This window comes from Polaribacter sp. NJDZ03, from assembly GCF_019263805.1.
Classification (GTDB): Bacteria; Bacteroidota; Bacteroidia; order Flavobacteriales; family Flavobacteriaceae; genus Polaribacter.
Window position 1 is genome coordinate 3,202,229 of record NZ_CP079195.1, and the last position, 19,565, is coordinate 3,221,793.

General features: G+C 32.6%; 8 protein-coding genes and 1 tRNA gene. 6 read left to right on the top strand and 3 right to left on the bottom strand.

Annotation, left to right across the window (positions count from 1 at the left end; all coding sequences use genetic code 11):
• Nucleotides 1-19 precede the first annotated feature (19 nt).
• Both KV700_RS13640 and KV700_RS13645 read left to right on the top strand, forming a co-directional pair.
• Nucleotides 20-715 carry a sensor histidine kinase gene (locus tag KV700_RS13640; RefSeq protein ID WP_254712918.1) on the top strand — a complete coding sequence of 232 codons (696 nt, stop codon included), beginning with the start codon at nt 20-22 and terminating at the stop codon, nt 713-715.
• Nucleotides 699-1,448, top strand: a complete 750-nt coding sequence (locus KV700_RS13645) for a LytTR family DNA-binding domain-containing protein (protein WP_254712919.1) — start codon at nt 699-701, stop codon at nt 1,446-1,448. Before KV700_RS13640 ends, KV700_RS13645 begins: the two co-directional genes overlap by 17 nt.
• Nucleotides 1,449-1,614: 166 nt before the next feature.
• Here KV700_RS13645 and KV700_RS13650 read toward each other — a convergent pair whose 3' ends face one another.
• Nucleotides 1,615-1,794: a hypothetical protein gene (locus KV700_RS13650; RefSeq protein ID WP_166387741.1), complete on the bottom strand. Its 180-nt coding sequence runs from the start codon at nt 1,792-1,794 to the stop codon at nt 1,615-1,617.
• A gap of 209 nt (nt 1,795-2,003) precedes the next feature.
• On the opposite strand from KV700_RS13650, the gene KV700_RS13655 reads away from it, so the two are divergent.
• The 4 genes from KV700_RS13655 to KV700_RS13670 all read left to right on the top strand — a co-directional run bounded on the left by KV700_RS13655 (nt 2,004) and on the right by KV700_RS13670 (nt 3,875).
• On the top strand, nt 2,004-2,795 hold the full coding sequence (locus tag KV700_RS13655; protein ID WP_218598211.1) for an alpha/beta hydrolase: 792 nt from the start codon (nt 2,004-2,006) through the stop codon (nt 2,793-2,795).
• A 52-nt stretch (nt 2,796-2,847) separates the two neighbouring features.
• Nucleotides 2,848-3,297, top strand: a complete 450-nt coding sequence (locus KV700_RS13660) for a retropepsin-like aspartic protease (protein ID WP_218598212.1) — start codon at nt 2,848-2,850, stop codon at nt 3,295-3,297.
• Between the two features lie 20 nt (nt 3,298-3,317).
• On the top strand, nt 3,318-3,767 hold the full coding sequence (locus KV700_RS13665) for a GatB/YqeY domain-containing protein (protein WP_218598213.1): 450 nt from the start codon (nt 3,318-3,320) through the stop codon (nt 3,765-3,767).
• A gap of 34 nt (nt 3,768-3,801) precedes the next feature.
• Nucleotides 3,802-3,875, top strand: a tRNA-Arg gene (locus KV700_RS13670).
• 171 nt (nt 3,876-4,046) lie between these two features.
• Here the strand turns inward: KV700_RS13670 and KV700_RS13675 are convergent.
• Together KV700_RS13675 and KV700_RS13680 are read right to left on the bottom strand one after the other, a co-directional pair.
• Nucleotides 4,047-9,461, bottom strand: coding sequence for a T9SS type A sorting domain-containing protein (locus tag KV700_RS13675; RefSeq protein ID WP_218598214.1), 5,415 nt, complete (start codon nt 9,459-9,461; stop codon nt 4,047-4,049).
• A gap of 429 nt (nt 9,462-9,890) precedes the next feature.
• Entirely contained in the window at nt 9,891-19,385 is a 9,495-nt protein-coding gene (locus KV700_RS13680; protein ID WP_218598215.1) for a T9SS type A sorting domain-containing protein, read from the bottom strand.
• Nucleotides 19,386-19,565: the final 180 nt, after the last annotated feature.

Below are 19,565 nucleotides of genomic sequence, written 5' to 3' on the forward strand. Positions count from 1 at the left end.
AAACCGAAAAAACAAATTAGTGCGTGATAATTTTGAGGCAACTATACAAAACCAAAAACGCCAACACGATCTAGAATTAAAGGCGTTGCGTAGTCAAATGAATCCACATTTTGTACATAATTCTTTAAATGCGATTCAATATTATATTCAACAGAATGATGTAGAAACATCAGAAAACTATTTAGCAAAATTCTCGAAATTGATGCGTCAGTTTTTTGATTATTCAAGAAGGAAAAGTGTTAGTTTAAGTGAAGAAATTAGCTTGCTAGAAAATTACCTTCAAATAGAAAAATTACGCTTCGAAGAAAAAATAGCGTATGAAATAAAGGTAGATTCAGAATTAGATATTGAAGAAGAACAGATACCTTCTATGCTTATACAACCGTTAGTAGAAAATGCTATAAACCATGGTTTATTTCATAAAAAAGGGAATGGAAAAGTAACTGTACTATTCAATTTTATAAATGCAAATTGCTTTAAAGTTAGTGTAATAGATAATGGTGTTGGTTTACAAAAATCGAAAGAACTAAATACTTCTATTAAAAGTCAAAATGCTTCACATTCATCTGAAGTATTAACCGAGCGAATTCATTTTTTAAATGAAAGTGGTTCTTGGAATGTAAGCCATAAGATGATAGATCGTTCTATAGAAACAGGTAAAACAGGTACAGAAATTGTTTTAGAATTTAATCAAAACTATGATGACAAAAATTAAAACGATACTTATTGATGATGAGCGTAAAGCATTATCTATTTTAAAAAATAAAATTGAAAGATACTGTCCAAACATAGATATTATTGCAGAAACTCAGAGTCCAGAAAAAGGTTTAGAACTTATAGATAAATTGCAACCTCAACTGGTATTTATAGACATTGCAATGCCTGTAATGAATGGGTTTGATGTTTTAGCAAAGGTAAAGAACCCAAATTTCGAAATTATTTTTGTAACCGCTTTTGACCAATATGCAATAGATGCTATAAATTATAGTGCTATTGGTTACTTATTGAAGCCGGTGGATAATGAAACTTTAATAGCAACCGTAATAAAGGCTTCTAAAAATATTGCTGATAAATCTGCCTTAGAAAAAAACAAATTACTGATTGAGAATTTAGGCATACAAAATTTTCAGAAGAAAAAAATAGTCATTCCATCTGCAGATGGATTAGAGTTTGTAAAAATAGATGCAATTATACATTGCGAAGGTGTAGATGGCTATACTAAGATTCATTTCAGCAATCAAAAACCTATTTTAAGCTCACAAAGCATAGGTCATTTTAATAAATTATTACAGCAGCAAGATTTTTACTTAGTCCATAAATCTCATTTGATAAATCTAGAGCATATAAAAAAATATTTGAACGAAGGTTACGTATTATTAAGTGAGAATCATAAAGTGCCTGTCTCTAGAAATAGACGACAAGATTTTTTAAATAATTTAAAAGGTTAATTTTAAGTTTTTTGAAAAGGTAGTTCGTTCATTTAATGTTTCATCAAAGAAGCTTTTATCAACATAAAATTTAATAAAAAACCCGATTCATTTCTAAATCGGTTTTTTTATACACATAAATTTTGCTTTCTAAATAAAAAAGAAAATTTACTTTAAGTTTTACTATTTACTCTTTAATTTTAATATCTACATTTCCGTCTCCATCAGTTTTTACACTTCCTTTTGGAGTTTCAATATTTACATTATTTTCAGTTTTAACTTCAGTCTTTTTTTCTGATTTTTTATCTTCTCTACAAGCGGTAAATGATATTGTTAAACATACAACTACAAATAATAATTTCTTCATTTTTTTATGTTTTATAATTCATAGTAAGTTAAAAACATTTTTTTACTAATGTGCTTTTTATTTAAAAAGTTAATTAATTATTTATAAATACTTTTATACTCATTAAATCTATTTTTTAGGTTGATTATCTCTTAATTCATTTAGATATATTGTAATCACGTTTATTTTATAATCATTAAAATGATTAATTTTGTTGTTCAAATTTATAAATGGTTTATTTAGTATATTCTTTACCTGTAATAATAAGTGTTGTTTTTATTGTTCTTTATCTCTTTCAAGAAAAATTCATTTTTTTAAATGGTGATATATTAGCTAAAAATTATCAATATAAATTTACAAACAAGTTTGAAGAAGTCTTTATTAAGACAGATGGAAGCAATGTAATTAATGGACTTCACTTTCAATTACCAAACCCAAAAGGAGTTGTTTTATTTTGTCATGGTAATAAAGGTAATTTAACAAAATGGGGAGATCGGGTTGCTTACTTTTTAGAATACAATTATGAAGTCTTTGTTTTTGATTATCGTAATTACGGAAAAAGTACTGGTGCATTTAATGAAGCAGCCATGTACAAGGATGGTTTAGTTGTTTATAATCAGCTAAAAAAAAGTTTTAAAGAAAAGAATATTGTTGTTTATGGTTTTTCTTTAGGTGGAACTTTTGCAACCAAAATAGCGTCTCTTAATACCCCAAAAGAATTAATTTTAGAAGCTCCTTTTTACAATTTTAAAAAAGCAGCTACTTATAAATTTAAGGTTGTTCCAACTTTTTTGTTAAAATATCAATTTAGGTCTGATAAGGATATTTCTAAAATAACGTGTCCTATTACCCTTTTTCATGGTAATAAAGACGATACAACCTCTTATAAGCAATCTAAAAGCTTGTTAGCACTAAATACATCAACTAGAAATAAGTTTGTAGAGATTGATGGAGGAACGCATCATAATCTTAGAGAATTTGCTATTTACAAAGAGAATCTTAAAGAAATTTTAGAACGATAGTACTTCTTAAAATTTATAAATCGTATTTTTGATCACTTCAAAGCATAATAAGATGAGTAGTATTGAGAAAATTTTAAAGAAGAAGAAATTCGTCAAAATAAAGCTAAAGAAAATTGCTACCAATCATTTAGAATTGAAGGCAACAATTAATGGTGTTAAAGGGCGATTTATTTTAGATACAGGTGCTTCTAATTCTTGTGTTGGGTTAGATATGATTACTCATTTTAATTTGGATGCTCAAGAAAGTGAAACCAAAGCGGCTGGGGCAGGAGCAACAGATATGGAAACGTTACAATCTGATAATAATTCTTTAAAAATAGGAAATTGGAATACTAAGAAATGTCATTTAGTATTGTTTGATTTATCGCATGTAAATACTGCTTTAACGCAGCACAAAGCAAAGGAAGTACATGGTATTATTGGTGCAGATGTACTACAAAAAGGAAAAGCATTTATAGATTATCATAAAAAAGTTTTATACTTAAAGAAAACAAAGAAATAATTAATTTAAAATAAAATACAATGAGTTTGCAAAAAGAAGTAATGGATAAAATGAAAGAAGCAATGAAAGCAAAAGATACGCTTGCTTTACAAGCTTTAAGAGCGGTTAAATCTGCCTTTTTATTAGCGAAAACCGAAACAGGTGTTCAAGCAGAAATTACGGAAGAGCAAGAAATTAAAATTATTCAGAAGCAAGTTAAACAAAGAAAAGACAGTGCAGCTATCTTTATAGAACAAGGCAGACAAGATTTAGCAGACCCGGAATTGGCTGAATTAGCTGTTTTAGAACAGTTTTTGCCAGAAGCATTATCTAAAGAAGAAATTGAAAGTGTTGTTGTTGCTACGATTAGTAAAGTAGGAGCATCTGGAATGAAAGATATGGGGAAAGTTATGGGAATTGTTTCTGCTGAGTTAGCAGGTAAGGCAGATGGTAAAACCATTTCTACTTTAGTGAAAAAGAATTTAATGTAAAAAATATTTTTGTTTTCTTTATAGAAAACAAAATGGCTGCGTAGTTCAACTGGATAGAATATCAGATTTCGGCTCTGAGGGTTGGGGGTTCGAATCCCTTCGCGGTCACAAAAAAAAGGCTAAGAATTACATTTTGTAATTCTTAGCCTTTTTTAATTTATAAGATAAAAGAGGTTATCTTTTTTTGTCAACCTAAATTTATTTCAGATTCTTATGATGGTTGAAGTTGCATCAGTTAAGATGCTGAAACAAGTTCAGCATGACAAGGTTTTAATCTAATTATTCAATAATCAATTTTTTGCTTATGGTACCTTTATCTGTATTCATTTTTACAATATAAATACCTGTTGTTATTTGTTTTTTGACGTTTAATTGATACGTAGATTTTTGTTCTTTAATATTCCATGTACTTACTTTTTTACCAAGAATATTAAATAACTCTACATTTTGAATGTTTACTTCTTGGTTTTTAGAGATTACAATGTTGTTATTATCATTGTCTGCATAAATACTCGTTTTACCAGCAAGTATATCTTCTTGAACACCAAGTAGTGTTTCCTCGGTTGCGTTAAAAGCTAAAACAAACCTATCTGTGTACGTTCCTGCTTTTAATTGATACGTTACATTGGCATTGTTTATTTGCTGTGTTTTACCTGTTAATTTGTCTTTGATGTAAACGTCTTGATTGATGTTGTTTATTTCATCAATATTAATGGTAATAATACTGTTTTCACTTACAATAACTTCTAAAGGTACTTCTAATGCGTTAGAAATTTCTTGTACTCCAGAAATTACATAGCTATTTGCGTCATTTGGAAACTTCCAATAGAAATCTGTAGTACTAACATCAAACATTTCTGAGTCATATCCTTTTTCATAACTAAAAGAATTTGCTTGATTAAAAGAAATTCCAATTTGACGATGTAAATTACTTCCTTGATCATTAGAGTAACTCATTCCTAATTTTAATATAGGTAGCTCATTATTAACTGATTTCACAGTTTTTTTCTGACTACTTTTTAAGAATATAGAGGTACCATCTCCTTCTGTTTTGTACTCTCTTTGACTATTGTTAAATTTAATTTTTCCGTTACCAATACCTTCTACAAAGAATCCTTGACCAATTGCAACATATGGTTCTGGAGTTTTGTATAAATTTGTATAAGTATCACCTCCTGAGTCTGGAATACAAGCTAACTGACCATCTTCATCTTTTAAAATTATCTTATCAATATAAAGACGTTCACTAGAGTTAGAGTTAGAGGTTAATGTTATGTCACTACCTGATGTTATGCACATAGCAAACTTTATTTCTTCAAAACGATTACTAGTGTTTGGAAGCTTAAATTCTCCTCTTTCAACATTATTTATTTTAATTTTTAATTTTTTAAGTCCTGTTGCTCTATATACAATTCTTAAAGAATCTACTCCTCTAGTAATATTTTCAAAAGTGATATATTCATCTTTAGCTAAAGAAACTTCTTTATTACCTAGACCAATTAGGTCTAATATAGCTCCAATTAATGTTGGTGAATCTTCAGCTTCAAGCGTGTAGTTAACAGGTTCTATTTTACCCGTTTTTACAGCTGTTGCCATACTTACGTTTTGAGCAGCATATCCACCAATATAACCTCCAAAGTTATGACCAGCAGTTCCTGAAGCTTCCGTTTCTGCTACATGTTGCCAAAAATAAATAGTTGATATTAAAGCGTTATTATCATCTAAAAACTTTCTAGCATTTAAAGCAGAAGGGAAAGGATTACCTATTAAATAAGATTGTCCTTTAGTTATATTCTTAGTCTCAAACTTACCATCATTAGGGGTACCCACAAATGTGTAATTTTGGTTTCTTCCTGGTCCTTTAAAAGTATAACCATCACCTCTATCTATAATTCCTTTATTATATTTATGTGCCCAGTTAGCTCTTCCGTTACTAGCAGGAGTATAGGTATATACCCAGTAATCTGCTAAGGAAATACCAGATCCAGTAAATGCACCATCATAACCACCAACAAATTTAATTTCTTTAGGTGTATTTGCTATGGTACCGTCTCTAAGAACAGATTCTATAGTATAGGTATCTTCATTTAAAGTGGTAACAGGAGAACTCATGTAGTTGTAACGATATAAACTAGGTACTTCTGAGTTTTGATCTACAAACAACCTTCCATCCCCAGAAACGGTACTTGCATCTGTGTGTGTTTGTATCAATTGAGCAGAAGAACCAGATAAACGAATTTCTCCGTTTAACTCTATATCATTAGTAACGACTAATAATTGATCTGTTACTCTTAATTCATTATTCTTAACAACCTTTAATTTTCTTGCACTTAATCTATTGTTCTCATGATTGTAATATGCATTAACTATAACATAACGAGATCTGTCTGGAAAACCATTATTCCAAGTACCATCTGTATTTGTTGTAGTTTCCTTAATTCTGTGTAAACCTAACAAGGTATTTGCTTGTTTATTAGAAGTCTTTATTTCTGAAATTAAAGGATCTTGAGAGTGTCTTTTAGTATTGCTATTACCACCACCATATCCAGATTGGTATGAGTTTATTGCATCATCTATAAATACTACCCACTCACTTTTTGTATAGTTAGGATTCGTTTTTAATGTTTCATCTATTCTTACAACCGAAGTTTTGTTAGCAATATTAGAGGCTACATCGTATCTATATGCCCAAGAATACACTCCAGAAACAGAAGAAAGCGTAATAATATCATTAGTAGCATCATCTAAACTAGTTAACGCATTATTAATAATAATGGTTGCATCTGCTGCTAATTCATCCTTAGAAATAATACTGTTTGTACTATTTTTAAATAATACAGATTTACCTGCTTTTAGTTCTGTACCAACAATATAAGAAGCATCTGCTTCTACACCTGTTTGATCGCCTGTTTTATCTTTATATAATTGAATTTTAATAGTTTTAGCAGGTATAACTTTAGAACTGATATTTGTAATTTCAATCCATTTTTCATTGTTGAATTGATATACTTGGGTAATCATCACATCTGCAGCTACAGGTACATCTCTATAATCAAGATTACCGGTAGTTGGGGTTTTAGGGTCGAAGTCATTGTCTTCATCACCAAAAGAGTTTTCTAAAGTTACTAGGTCTGTTACTTTATTGTCAGGATTTAAACCATCATTAACAGTAGCTCCATTTATTGATGAATCATCATTATCCTCAAAATTATCATCTAAACCGTCATTATCTTTGTCATTTCCACTAAGGATATTCTTTGTATGACCATTTTCAAAAATATCAGGAATTCCATCATTATCTGAGTCTGAATCTAAATAATCTGCTTCGTCTGTTTTATCCGTATTTTCAGGAGTAAGACCAACAATATTATTTGAGATGTCTTCATAATTGTCATCTACACCATTGTTGTTGGTGTCTTTTATAGTAGTTCCTATTCCGCTAGGGGCGATGTAATCAGCTGTAGTTTGTCCTTCAATATTATCTGGAATCCCATCATTGTCTGCATCAATATCTAAGTGGTTTAATTTACCATCATTGTCTGCATCACCTGTTTTGTAAGAGTTTGGTTTTCCATTATTATTCGTGTCAGTTCCTGTAATTATTAAAGGAGTACCAGAATTTATAGCACCATCTACTGCATCGTCAAAACCATTTGTATTTCTATCAGTTGTTAACTTTCCGTTGGTATCAATATTATCTACTTTACCATCTTTGTTAGCATCTGTTCCTCCAGCTTCAATAATATCTACAATACCATCGTTGTCTGAATCTAGGTCTAAATGATTTGGAATTCCATCTCCATCAGTATCTCCAGTTGCATAAGAGTTTGGTTTACCATCTTTATCTGTATCAGATCCGGTAATTATTAATGCATTATTCTTGTTATTTGATGTTCCTGATTGGCCAACATCACCATCTACAAGATCATCAAAACCATCACTGTCAATATCATTTTTAAGTTTACCATTGGCGTTAATAGTATCTACTAAACCATTTCCGTCAGTATCTGTTCCGCCTGCTTCTATAATATCAGGAATTCCATCATTGTCGGCATCTAAATCTTGTGCATCAGAAATTCCGTCGTTATCTGTATCTGGGTTCGTAATAGCAATTCCATTAGTTCCTCCTTTTACATTAGCGTCGTAACGATCATCTAAACCATCTTTATCAACATCATTTTTAAGAGTACCATTCGTATTAATATTGTCTACTAAACCATTTCCGTCTGTATCAACTCCACCAGCTTCTACAATATCAGGGATACCATCGTTGTCTGAATCTAAATCTAAATGATTAGGTATACCATCTCCATCTACATCATATACATCTGGGATACCATCCTTATTTGCATCTGTGTAATTTGTTGTACTACCATCACCAGAATTACCATTATCTACAGTGTCTAAATAGTTAGGAATTCCATCACCATCCTCATCACCATCAGCAAAGTTGTTTCCGTTTTCAACAGTATCTAAAATACCGTCGTTATCATCATCTAAATCTAAAATATTAGGAATACCATCATTATCTGTATCTGCAGATACTGTAATTTGTAATTTTCCATCATTAGAATTTGCGCCAAGTGTATCTGCTACTCTAAATAGAATAGAAGCATCTCCAACATAATCTGTTGCAGGAGTATATATTACTTTTCCATTTTTATTTACGGTATAGGTACCAACTCCAGGAATTACTAACGGATTGCCAACACTTCCTAGGTTTGTAGGGTTATTTGGGTCTATTAACGTAATTGTTTCTGGAGCTAAATTACCATCAAGATCACTAGATCCGTTAAGTACATTTTTTGTAAATGTGGTGTTAGAAATAATGATGTTGTTTAAGTTATTTATTACAACTGGTGGCTCATTTACTTCTACTACAACAGGTCTCGTAAAGACTACTTCTCCTAGAAATCCAACAGAAATATTTCTTGTTATATTTGGTACGTTGTTATTTCTACCTAATGTAAAGTCTACAACACTTACGTTTGTGTAATTAATTCTTACAATAGATCTTGTGTTATTTATAGATACACTTTGGTCTGTTGTATTTGTTTCACTAGTAAAACGAGTTGAGTTCGCTACCGAAGTTCCTGGAGTTGCAGAAATAATAGTAGGACTAGCAAGTTGATAACTATCTGGTACAATAACTTCTGCCCATTCTCCTGCATCTAAATCTATAATTTCTAACGTATAAGAATCTAAAGGAAACACTACTGCGTCATTTATATTACTATCTGCAGAACCGGCAGCAATAAATTCTATTCTCCAACGTACAGCCTGATTAGGTTGACTGTATGTTATAACAGGTTCAAATCTGTTTTCAACAAATTGTGTATCATCAATGCTTACAATAGTTGGTGTACCAATAAAGGATACAATACTTAGAATTGCATCTACATCATAAAGGCTTCCATTGGCTTTAAGTTGTACATCTTCTATTAAATACTTTGCACCTGGTTTTTTGTCTGTACCTTGCTTTAACACTTGACTATTTGGAAAAATAGGAGTGCTTTGCCCATTTGTGTTTTGAAAAGTAATAAGTAAACATGTAGTAAGTATAAGATAAGAAACCTTATTTGAATTTGATACTAATGTATTTTTTAAACTAAATAAAGATAAGTTTATAGGGTTAAATACATTAAAACGAGCTATTTCCCCAAATAGTTTCGTTTCTTTTAGATATTTAATCATTTAAGAAAGTTTTTTTTAAAAGGGTGCAAAAGTAGTTATTATTAACTGAGCACCATGTTATAGACACTATTAAATTTTATATGTCACACTTAATTTAAATATTTAATTGTTTAAGATATTTTAGGACGAGAATTTTAAATAAATAATACATTCATTATATAGATAATTTGAAAAAGTAACTGATTGAGAGAATTTCCTTTTTAGAAGCTATCCTAAAAGAGGTTGTCTAATTTTTCTTGTCAATCTGAATTTATTTCAGATTCTTATGATGGTTGAACTTCCGTAAATTTAGATGCTGAAACAGGTTCTACATAACAAGGTTTAATCTTTTTTTATTGAATTTATTTTGACAAAAAAAAACCAGTGAAAATTTTTCACTGGTTTAAATTTTAAGAATTGTTCCTTTATATTTGGAATATTTCTAAAGTATTATTCAATAACTACTTTTTTATTGATAGTACCTTTATCTGTATCCATTTTTACAATATAAATACCTGTTGGTAATTGTTTTTTGATACCTAATTGATAAGTCTCTTTTTGTTCTTTAATATTCCAAAGGCTTACTTTTTTACCAAGGATGTCAAACAACTCTACCTTGTTTATTTCTATTTCATTGTTTATAGAAATTACAATTTGGTTGTTTTTATTGTCTGCATAAATATTGGTGTATGCAGCTAATATTTCATCTTCTAGATCTAAAGTATTGCTTGGAGTAAAAGCAAGTACAAAACGATTAGTGTATAGTCCTTTATCTAAAGTTAAAGTAGTTTTTCCGTTTTTAACACTATATGAAGTTCCAGTAAGTTTATCTGTAATGTAAATATCTCTAGAAACATTCTGAATTTCATCTACCATAATATTTACTTTACCAGAATAATCCATGATAACTTCTAAAGGCACTTCTAATTCATTAGAAATAGATTGCACACCAGCAATTACGTATTTTCTATAATCATTAGAGAATTTCCAATACATATCGGTTTTACCAATTTCATAAGCTTCAGAATCATATCCTTTATCATAAGCAAAGGAGTTACTTTCTTGAAAAGAAATTGCTATCTGATTATGTAATAACAAGTCATCTGTGTTTTTATATTCAAACCCTAATTTAATAACTGGTAATAAACTAGTAGTATTTACTTTTTTACTACTTTTTTTACTTCCTTTAAAGAATACAGATTCTGCACCTTCTGTTATATAGGCTCTTTGGCTGTTGTTAAATTCAATAGGTCCACCGGATGCATCTTCTCCTTCTACAAAGAAACCTTGGCCAATTGCTATATAAGCCTTTGGTGTTTTATATAAATTTGCATCTACTGTACCTTCTCCAGAACCACCAGTACCATTGTTGTTATTGGTTGCTAAAGAGGTTGCAGCAGCACCTGTTGCTAAGTTTACCGTTGCATATCCTCCAATGTATCCACCAAATATATGTCCATCGATTCCATTTCCTTCTCCAAGTTTACTTTCTTGATGTTCCCAGAAATAAAGTGTTGCCTTAATACTATTAAAGTTATCTTTTATAAACTTTTTAACATTTATAGCAGAAGGGTAAGGGTTACCTATTAAATAATCATCTCCTGCTCCAATATTTACAGCAGTTGTAAACTCACCGTCATTTGGGGTCCCTTTAAACGTGTAGTTTTGCCCTAGTTCTTTTCCTGGTCCCTTAAAGATAAAACCATCACCTCTATTTATTGGACCATCTTTATATTTATGCACATAGTTAGCTCTACCACTAGAGGAAGGAGCATAGGTGTAAACCCAGAAATCTGCAATAGTAATAGGATCTGTAGCAGCTCCGTCATAACCAGACATAAATTTAATGTCTTTTGGATTGCTTGGGTCTGTACCATCTTTTAAAACATTTTCTAATGTATAAGTATTATTTAAAGAATTAACAGGAGAACTCATATACCCATATCTATATAAACTAGGTATCAACGAGTTTTGATCTACTAAAAGATTACCTATAGCTCCAGCAGTGGTACTTGTAATAGTACTTGTACTGGTATGTGTTTGTACTAATTGAGCTAAAGTACCTGCTAAACGAATATCTCCATCTAAGGTAATATCATTAGTAACTACTAATAATTGATCTGTTACCGTTAATTTTTTATCTGTGTTTACTTTTAGTTTTCTAGCACTTAATCTGTTCGCATTGTGTTCAAAATCTTGATCAATTACTACAGAACGAGATCTATCTGGAAAACCATTAGTATACTCATTAGCATTAGGGGTAGAGGCAGTAATATTAATTCTGTGTAACCCTAATAATGTGTTTGCTTCTGTATTAGAACTTGTAATTTCAGAGATTAAAGGATCTTGCGGATGCCTTTTAGTTCCTGTTACATCTGCATCACTTATTGGTTGATAAGGTACGATTGCATCATCTATAAATACTACCCACTCATTGGTGTTATAGTCTTTATTAGGCGTTAACCTTTCGTCTATTCTAACAACTGATGTTTTGTTTGCAATATCAGAAACCACGTCATATCTGTTTGCCCAAGAAAATGTGTCTGTGGCAGAAGATAATATGATGATATCATTAGCATCAGCTAAGTCTGTTAATGCATCATTTACTACAATTGTTCTACCTGTTGTTGCAAAGTTTTCTGGGGTAAATGCATTATTAGAGTTGTTAAATAATATTGATTTACCTGCTAATAAAGGAGTTAGAACACTATAAGATTCATTTGGCTTAATACCTGTTTGATCTCCTGTTTTATCTTTATATAAATGAATATTAATGTTGTTTGGAAGAACCGTAGAAGTACCAATGTTGGTAATTTCTATCCATTTTTCTGTACCAACCTGATATACTTGTGTAATCATCACATTTGCAGCGTCAGGAATATCTCTATAATCTAAATCACCGTTAGGTAAATTAATATCTAAATCGGCATCACCAAAAGCATCTTCTAAAGAAGTATCTAAAATACCTGTATTGGTTACTTTGTCTCCATTTCCTAATAAATCGTTACCTAATCCATCATTCACTGTTGCACCTGCAATACTAGAATCGTCATTATCATCAAAAGCATCGTCTAAACCATCTTTATCTGCATCATTACCAGAAGCAACGTTTTGAGCATCTCCATTTTCAGCAATATCTAAAACACCGTCGTTGTCTGAATCATTATCTAAATAATCTGGTAAATAATTAGTTCCTGAATCTCCGTCTGTATTTACAGGCACTAATCCAATATTGGTACCATCTTCATATTGATCATCTACACCATTATTATTCGTATCTGTTATTCCTGTAGCCACACCTGTTGGTGCTTTATAACCTGCAGTAGTTTGTCCTTCTACATTATCTGGAATACCATCATTATCTGAATCGATGTCTAAAAAGTTAGGCAATTTATCAGTATCGGCATCACCTTTTGTGTAAGTGTCTACTATTCCATCAGTATTCGTATCTGTACCTGTTGTAATTAAAGCATTCGTAGAGTTGTCGGTTCCGTTTACATTACCATCTACGGCATCATCAAAACCATCATTGTCAGCATCTGCTGTAGGTTCTACTTTACCATCTCTATTGGTATCTGTACCACCTGCTTCAATAAGATCTACAATACCATCGTTGTCTGAGTCTAAGTCTAAATGATTCGGAATACCATCACCATCAGTATCAACGGTATTACCATTACCACCTATCATAGTGCCAGTAGTGTCTGTTTTTACAAGCGCATTTCCGTTTGTACCATCAAGTCCTGGACCGTCTGAAGCATTTTGATCATAAATATCTGCTAAACCATCTTTGTCTACATCTGTTGCAGTGTCTACACGTCCGTCTCCATTGGTATCTACACCACCCGCTTCAATTAAATCTGGAATGCCGTCGTTGTCTGAGTCTAAGTCTTTACTGTCTAAAATACCATCTCCGTCGGTATCTCCATTCGGGTAATTGTCTGGAACACCATCACTATCACCATCTTCACCTGTAATAATTAAAGCTTTGGTATCGTCTTTAGTTCCATTTACATCACCATCTACAAGATCGTTAAAACCGTCACCATCCACATCTACAAAACCATCTGCTTTACCATCTCCATTTGCATCTGTACCACCTGCTTCTACAACATCTGGAATACCATCATTGTCTGAATCTAAGTCTTTTACATCTGTAATACCATCTCCATCTGAATCTTTATTTGCAATAGGTGTTCCATTAGTTCCACCTGAAACAAGGGCATCATAGATATCTGCTAAACCATCATTATCTACATCTACCATTGATGTTGGATCTCCATCAATTGGGTAATCGATTACACCATCTCCATTAGTATCTACACCACCTGCTTCTACAATATCTGCAATACCATCGTTGTCGGAATCTAAGTCTTTACTATCTAAAATTCCATCTCCGTCGGTATCTCCTTTCTGATAATTGTCTGGAATACCATCACTATTACCATCTTCACCTGTAACAATTAAAGCTTTTGTATCGTCTTTAGTTCCGTTTACATCACCATCTACAAGATCGTTAAAACCGTCACCATCCACATCTACAAAACCATCTTCTTTACCATCTCCATTTGCATCTGTACCACCTGCTTCTACAACATCTGGAATACCATCATTGTCTGAATCTAAGTCTTTTACATCTGTAATACCATCTCCATCTGAATCTTTATTAGCAATAGGTGTTCCATTAGTTCCACCTGAAACAAGGGCATCATAGATATCTGCTAAACCATCATTATCTACATCTACCATTGATGTTGGGTCTCCATCAGTTGGGTAATCTATTACACCATCTCCATTAGTATCTACACCACCAGCTTCTACAATATCTGCAATACCATCGTTGTCTGAATCTAAGTCTTTACTATCTAAAATTCCATCTCCGTCTGTATCTCCATTCGGATAATTGTCTGGAATACCATCATTATTACCGTCTGTACCTGTAACAATTAGTGCTTTTGTTGGGTCTTTAGTTCCGTTTACATCACCATCTACAAGATCGTTAAAACCGTCACCATCCACATCTACAAAACCATCTGCTTTACCATCTCCATTTGCATCTGTACCACCTGCTTCTACAACATCTGGAATACCATCATTGTCTGAGTCTAAGTCTTGTGCATCAGGTATACCATCTGCATCTGAATCTGGGTTTGCAATTGGTGTTCCGTTAGTTCCCCCTGTAATATCAGCATCATATATATCTGCTAAACCATCATTATCTATATCTACCATAGATGTTGGATCTCCAGCAGTTGGGTAATCAATTACACCGTCTCCATTTGTATCTACACCACCAGCTTCTACAATATCTGCAATACCGTCGTTGTCTCCATCTAAATCTAAATGATTAGGGATGCCGTCTCCGTCTGTATCATATACATCTGGAATACCATTTCCATCAGCATCTGTATAGTTTGTTGTGCTACTATCTCCGGTATTACCATTGTCTGTGGTGTCTTTGTAGTTAGGAATACCATCTCCATCTTCATCACCATCAGGATTGTTTCCTGCGCTTTCTAAAATGTCTGGAATACCATCATTATCATCATCTAAATCTAGTGCATCTGCAATACCATCTTTATCTGTATCTTTTATATCTCTATAATCAAGATTACCAGTTGCAGGATTTGCAGGGTCAAAGTTATTATCTTCATCTTTAAAAGAGTTTTCTAAAGTAGTAAGGGTAGTAACTGTATTATTACCATTAGCTCCATCATTTACTGTTGATCCATTGGTACTAGCATCATTATTATCATCAAAAATATCAAATAATCCATCACCGTCAGTATCAACACCAGAAAGTACATTATGTGTTGTATCTCCATTTTCTGCAATATCTAAAATACCATCATTGTCTGAATCTGAATCTAAATAATCTGGAATAGTATCAATACTACTATCAGTATTTACCGGAATAATATATACACCTGTAACACCCGCACAATTTGTACCTGTACAGTCTGAGTCGTATTTATCATCAATACCATCTTTATCTGTATCTGCCATAGCGGTACCTTTGCCACTTGGTGCGATATAACCAGCGGTAGTTTGTCCTTCTATATTATCAGGAATACCGTCGTTATCTGAATCGATGTCTAAAAAGTTAGGAAGATTGTCTGAATCGGCATCACCTTTTGTGTAAGTGTCTGCTATTCCATCAGTATTTGTATCTGTACCTGTTGTAATTAAAGCATTCGTAGAGTTGTCGGTTCCGTTTACATTACCATCTACAGCATCATCAAAACCATCATTGTCAATATCTGCTGTAGGTTCTACTTTACCGTCTTTGTTGGTATCTGTACCACCTGCTTCAATAAGATCTACAATACCATCGTTGTCTGAGTCTAAGTCTAAATGATTCGGAATACCATCACCATCAGTATCAACAGTATTACCATTGCCACCTATCATTGTGCCAGTAGCGTCTGTTTTTACAAGCGCATTACCGTTTGTACCATCAAGTCCTGGACCGTCTGAAGCATTTTGATCATAAATATCTGCCAAACCATCTTTGTCTACATCTGTTGCTGTGTCTACACGTCCGTCTCCATTGGTATCTACACCACCCGCTTCAATTAAATCTGGAATGCCGTCGTTGTCTGCATCTAAGTCTTTACTATCTAAAATACCATCTCCGTCTGTATCTCCATTCGGGTAATTGTCTGGAATACCATCACTATTACCGTCTTCACCTGTAATAATTAAAGCCTTTGTATCGTCTTTAGTTCCGTTTATATCACCATCTACAAGGTCGTTAAAACCGTCACCATCATTATCTACAAAACCATCTGCTTTACCATCTCCATTAACATCTGTACCACCAGCTTCTACAACATCTGGAATACCATCATTGTCTGAGTCTAAGTCTTTTGCATCTGAAAGACCATCTCCATCTGAATCTTTATTAGCAATAGGTGTTCCATTAGTTCCACCTGTAACATCAGCATCATACGTGTCTGCTAAACCATCCTTATCTATATCTACCATTGATGTTGGATCTCCATCAATTGGGTAATCGATTACACCATCTCCATTGGTATCTACACCACCTGCTTCTACAATATCTGCAATACCATCATTGTCTGAGTCTAAGTCTTGTGCATCTGGAACACCATCGTTGTCTGTATCTGGGTTTGTAATTGCATTTCCATTAGTACCACCTGCTACATCTGCATCATAACGATCGTCTAAACCATCTTTATCTATATCATTTACTAAGGTACCGTCTGTATTAATATCATCTACTTTACCATCTCCATTAGTATCTACACCACCAGCTTCTACGATATCTGGAATACCATCGTTGTCTGAATCTAAATCAAATTTATTTGGTATACCATCATTATCTGTGTCTGGACACACTTCTAATTCAAATAGATCTATAAAGTTACCAGAAGAAATGTTTCCAGTTGTAGATATAGATTCAAACCCAAAACGAGTTGTAGTTTGTCCAACTGGCACCGTATAAGTTCCATTGTAATTTATCCAACCTGTGTTGTCAGAACTCATTTGTTTAACTTCTACTAAAGTACCAGTTGAGGAACCTATTAGAACTCTTGCTTCATCTACTCCATCTCTTCCTCTATGCCAAATAGACCAGGTAATAATAGAACCTGGAATTGTGGTTATATCTCTGTATAATTGTGCGCCTTCGTTGGCATTTAATTCAGCATGAGTTTCTCCTTCATGTGATATGACTCCAACAGTACCAGATTCCCAAATTTCAATTAGACCATCTGTTGCAGTTGTTTGCCATCCTTCAATATCTGTTTGATTAAATAAATAAGATACCTTATCAGCTGGTTCGCCAAAAATAGCTGTTGCTTTTGTAACATCATATGTTTCGAAACCATTATTTGCTAATGTAGGAATTGAACATTCATCTGCATCTAAAATACCATCATTGTCATCATCTAAATCTGCATTGTCTGGTATGCCATCATTATCATTGTCACTACATGCATTTACAGTTCCATCTATATAATATGCATTTGGTGTTCCATATGCTGCAACAGTTACTTTACCAACATTATTTACCGTTGGTGTACCCGAACCATAATAACCGTTGTCGTCTGCGTCTGCATTTGCAACCCTACCAAAATACGCTTCATCTGCATCAGAACAACCATCATTATCTGAATCTAAATCTAAATGGTTTGGTATACCATCTCCATCGGTATCTAAAATTGTAATATTATCTGGTTTTATAAAATTACTAATACATGTAAATTCTACTTGATGCTGTCTTCCGTTTCCATTAGCACCTGCTTTTCTTGCTACGGCTCCTAATCTAATAATATAAGAAGATCCACTATGCTCGGTAGAGTAATTTACTTGTGGATATAGGTTTGTTACAGATGGATATTCATTAAAACCAGCTGTTCCAACAATCCATGTTGGAGGTTGTGTTATCGTTAATTCTGTTGGGTTGTTTACTACATAATCTACTGGTAATTGAGACCAGTTTTGTTCTCCATAATTAGCGTTACCATCTACATCATTAAAATTCGCAAAGAATTTTGCTACTGTTACTGAGGTAGTTGTACCTGTAGTAACAAAATCAAATTTATATTCTGTCCATGCTTGATCTCCAATGTTCGCTAAATTAAATTGAGATTGTGGTTGAAAAGCATTTGCGTTTCCATTTGCATTATCATCTAGTTTAGGTAAAGATGTTATATTATTAAATTTTACAATAGTAACTAAAGCATCAATGCCACTTGCTACATTAGGAAACCTAAAAACTTCGCCTTCTAAAAAAGTATTAATATTTCCATCTCCAGACTCTTCTGAATAGGCATTATTAAAGTTTAATGTAGTTTGACCTGCACAAACTGGCTGACCAGTGGTTCTAACATATCCTTCATCAGTATCTAAAATTCCATCATTATCATCATCTAAATCATCATAATCTGTAACACCATCTTTGTCATTATCATCGCAAGTATTTATGTTTGCTTTTAAATAATATGGATTTGGTGTGCTGTATGAAGCACCGTTTACTCTACCATTAGTGCTATTTACGTTAGGAGTACCAGATCCATAATAGCCATTATTATCTGTGTCTGCACCAGGATTAGTAAGTGCCATATAATAGGCTTCATCTGCATCAGAACAGCCATCGTTGTCTGAATCTGTATCAAATTTATTAGGTATACCATCTCCATCTGTGTCTAAACATTTTGAAGCTTTTATACCTAACCATAAAATTGGGCCTATTCCATCTCCAATACTATCAAATGTTAAACTTTTTACATTTTTGCCTATTAATGAAGGAAAAGAAATTGTACCGCTGGCTTGGGTGTCATTCGCCGTTAGATCTGTTATATATGTTTTTCCATCTATAACTGTTTGCCCTACTAGTTCGGGATTTCCCACGGGATTTACTGATATAGATACCGCAAGATTAGACATAGTTGTCCCGTTTGCTAAAATGGCCGAGAAATTTCCAAAAAGAGCTTGTCCTGTAAAATCTATTCCAGCTGTTGCTGTATTAAGACTACCATCATTATTTGTTCCAACACTGTCTGGTAATAGATTTATATCAGAAACTTCTTCTCCAAAAGTTATAGTATAAGTACCGTTACCAGTAGTAGTTTCATTAAACCCGAACCTACTAAATGAACCGCTTAAAAATTCACCTGTATCTGTACCAATAGTAACAGTAGTTGTAGGTGTTGCTACAAACTGATATGTTTGAGGGTTATTAGTATTATCACTTCCTACTCTAGTAGCTTGCTTATCAGTAAATATACATTCTTCTGTATCTAAAATACCATCATTATCATCATCGTTATCATTTACATTAAGAACACCATCATTATCACAATCATTAGCAGGACCAATACATTGTGCACTCAAGTTATTATTAGTAAAAATTAATAGAAAAAAGGCTAATAGTAAAAATAGTTTTTTACTTAGAGTTAATTGAATTTTTTTTGTCATTTTTAAGAGTAATTATTTGTAATAAGAGTATTTATTTGTAGTTTATATATAATTATTGTTTGTAAATAACCACCAGTAAAAGACTGTTTAGACAGGTACTTACTATTGGTTTATTCGCGTATTAATTCCGTTTATTTTAGATATGTATTCATCATTAGAAAAAATTAAAGGTGCAAAAGT

Excerpts from the sequence above, each read along its gene's own strand:
- KV700_RS13665 (WP_218598213.1), top strand. The coding sequence starts at position 3,318 with ATGAGTTTGCAAAAAGAAGTAATGGATAAAATGAAAGAAGCAATGAAA.
- KV700_RS13675 (WP_218598214.1), bottom strand. The coding sequence starts at position 9,461 with ATGATTAAATATCTAAAAGAAACGAAACTATTTGGGGAAATAGCTCGT.
- KV700_RS13645 (WP_254712919.1), top strand. The coding sequence starts at position 699 with ATGATGACAAAAATTAAAACGATACTTATTGATGATGAGCGTAAAGCA.
- KV700_RS13655 (WP_218598211.1), top strand. The coding sequence starts at position 2,004 with ATGGTTTATTTAGTATATTCTTTACCTGTAATAATAAGTGTTGTTTTT.
- KV700_RS13650 (WP_166387741.1), bottom strand. The coding sequence starts at position 1,794 with ATGAAGAAATTATTATTTGTAGTTGTATGTTTAACAATATCATTTACC.
- KV700_RS13680 (WP_218598215.1), bottom strand. The coding sequence starts at position 19,385 with ATGACAAAAAAAATTCAATTAACTCTAAGTAAAAAACTATTTTTACTA.
- KV700_RS13660 (WP_218598212.1), top strand. The coding sequence starts at position 2,848 with ATGAGTAGTATTGAGAAAATTTTAAAGAAGAAGAAATTCGTCAAAATA.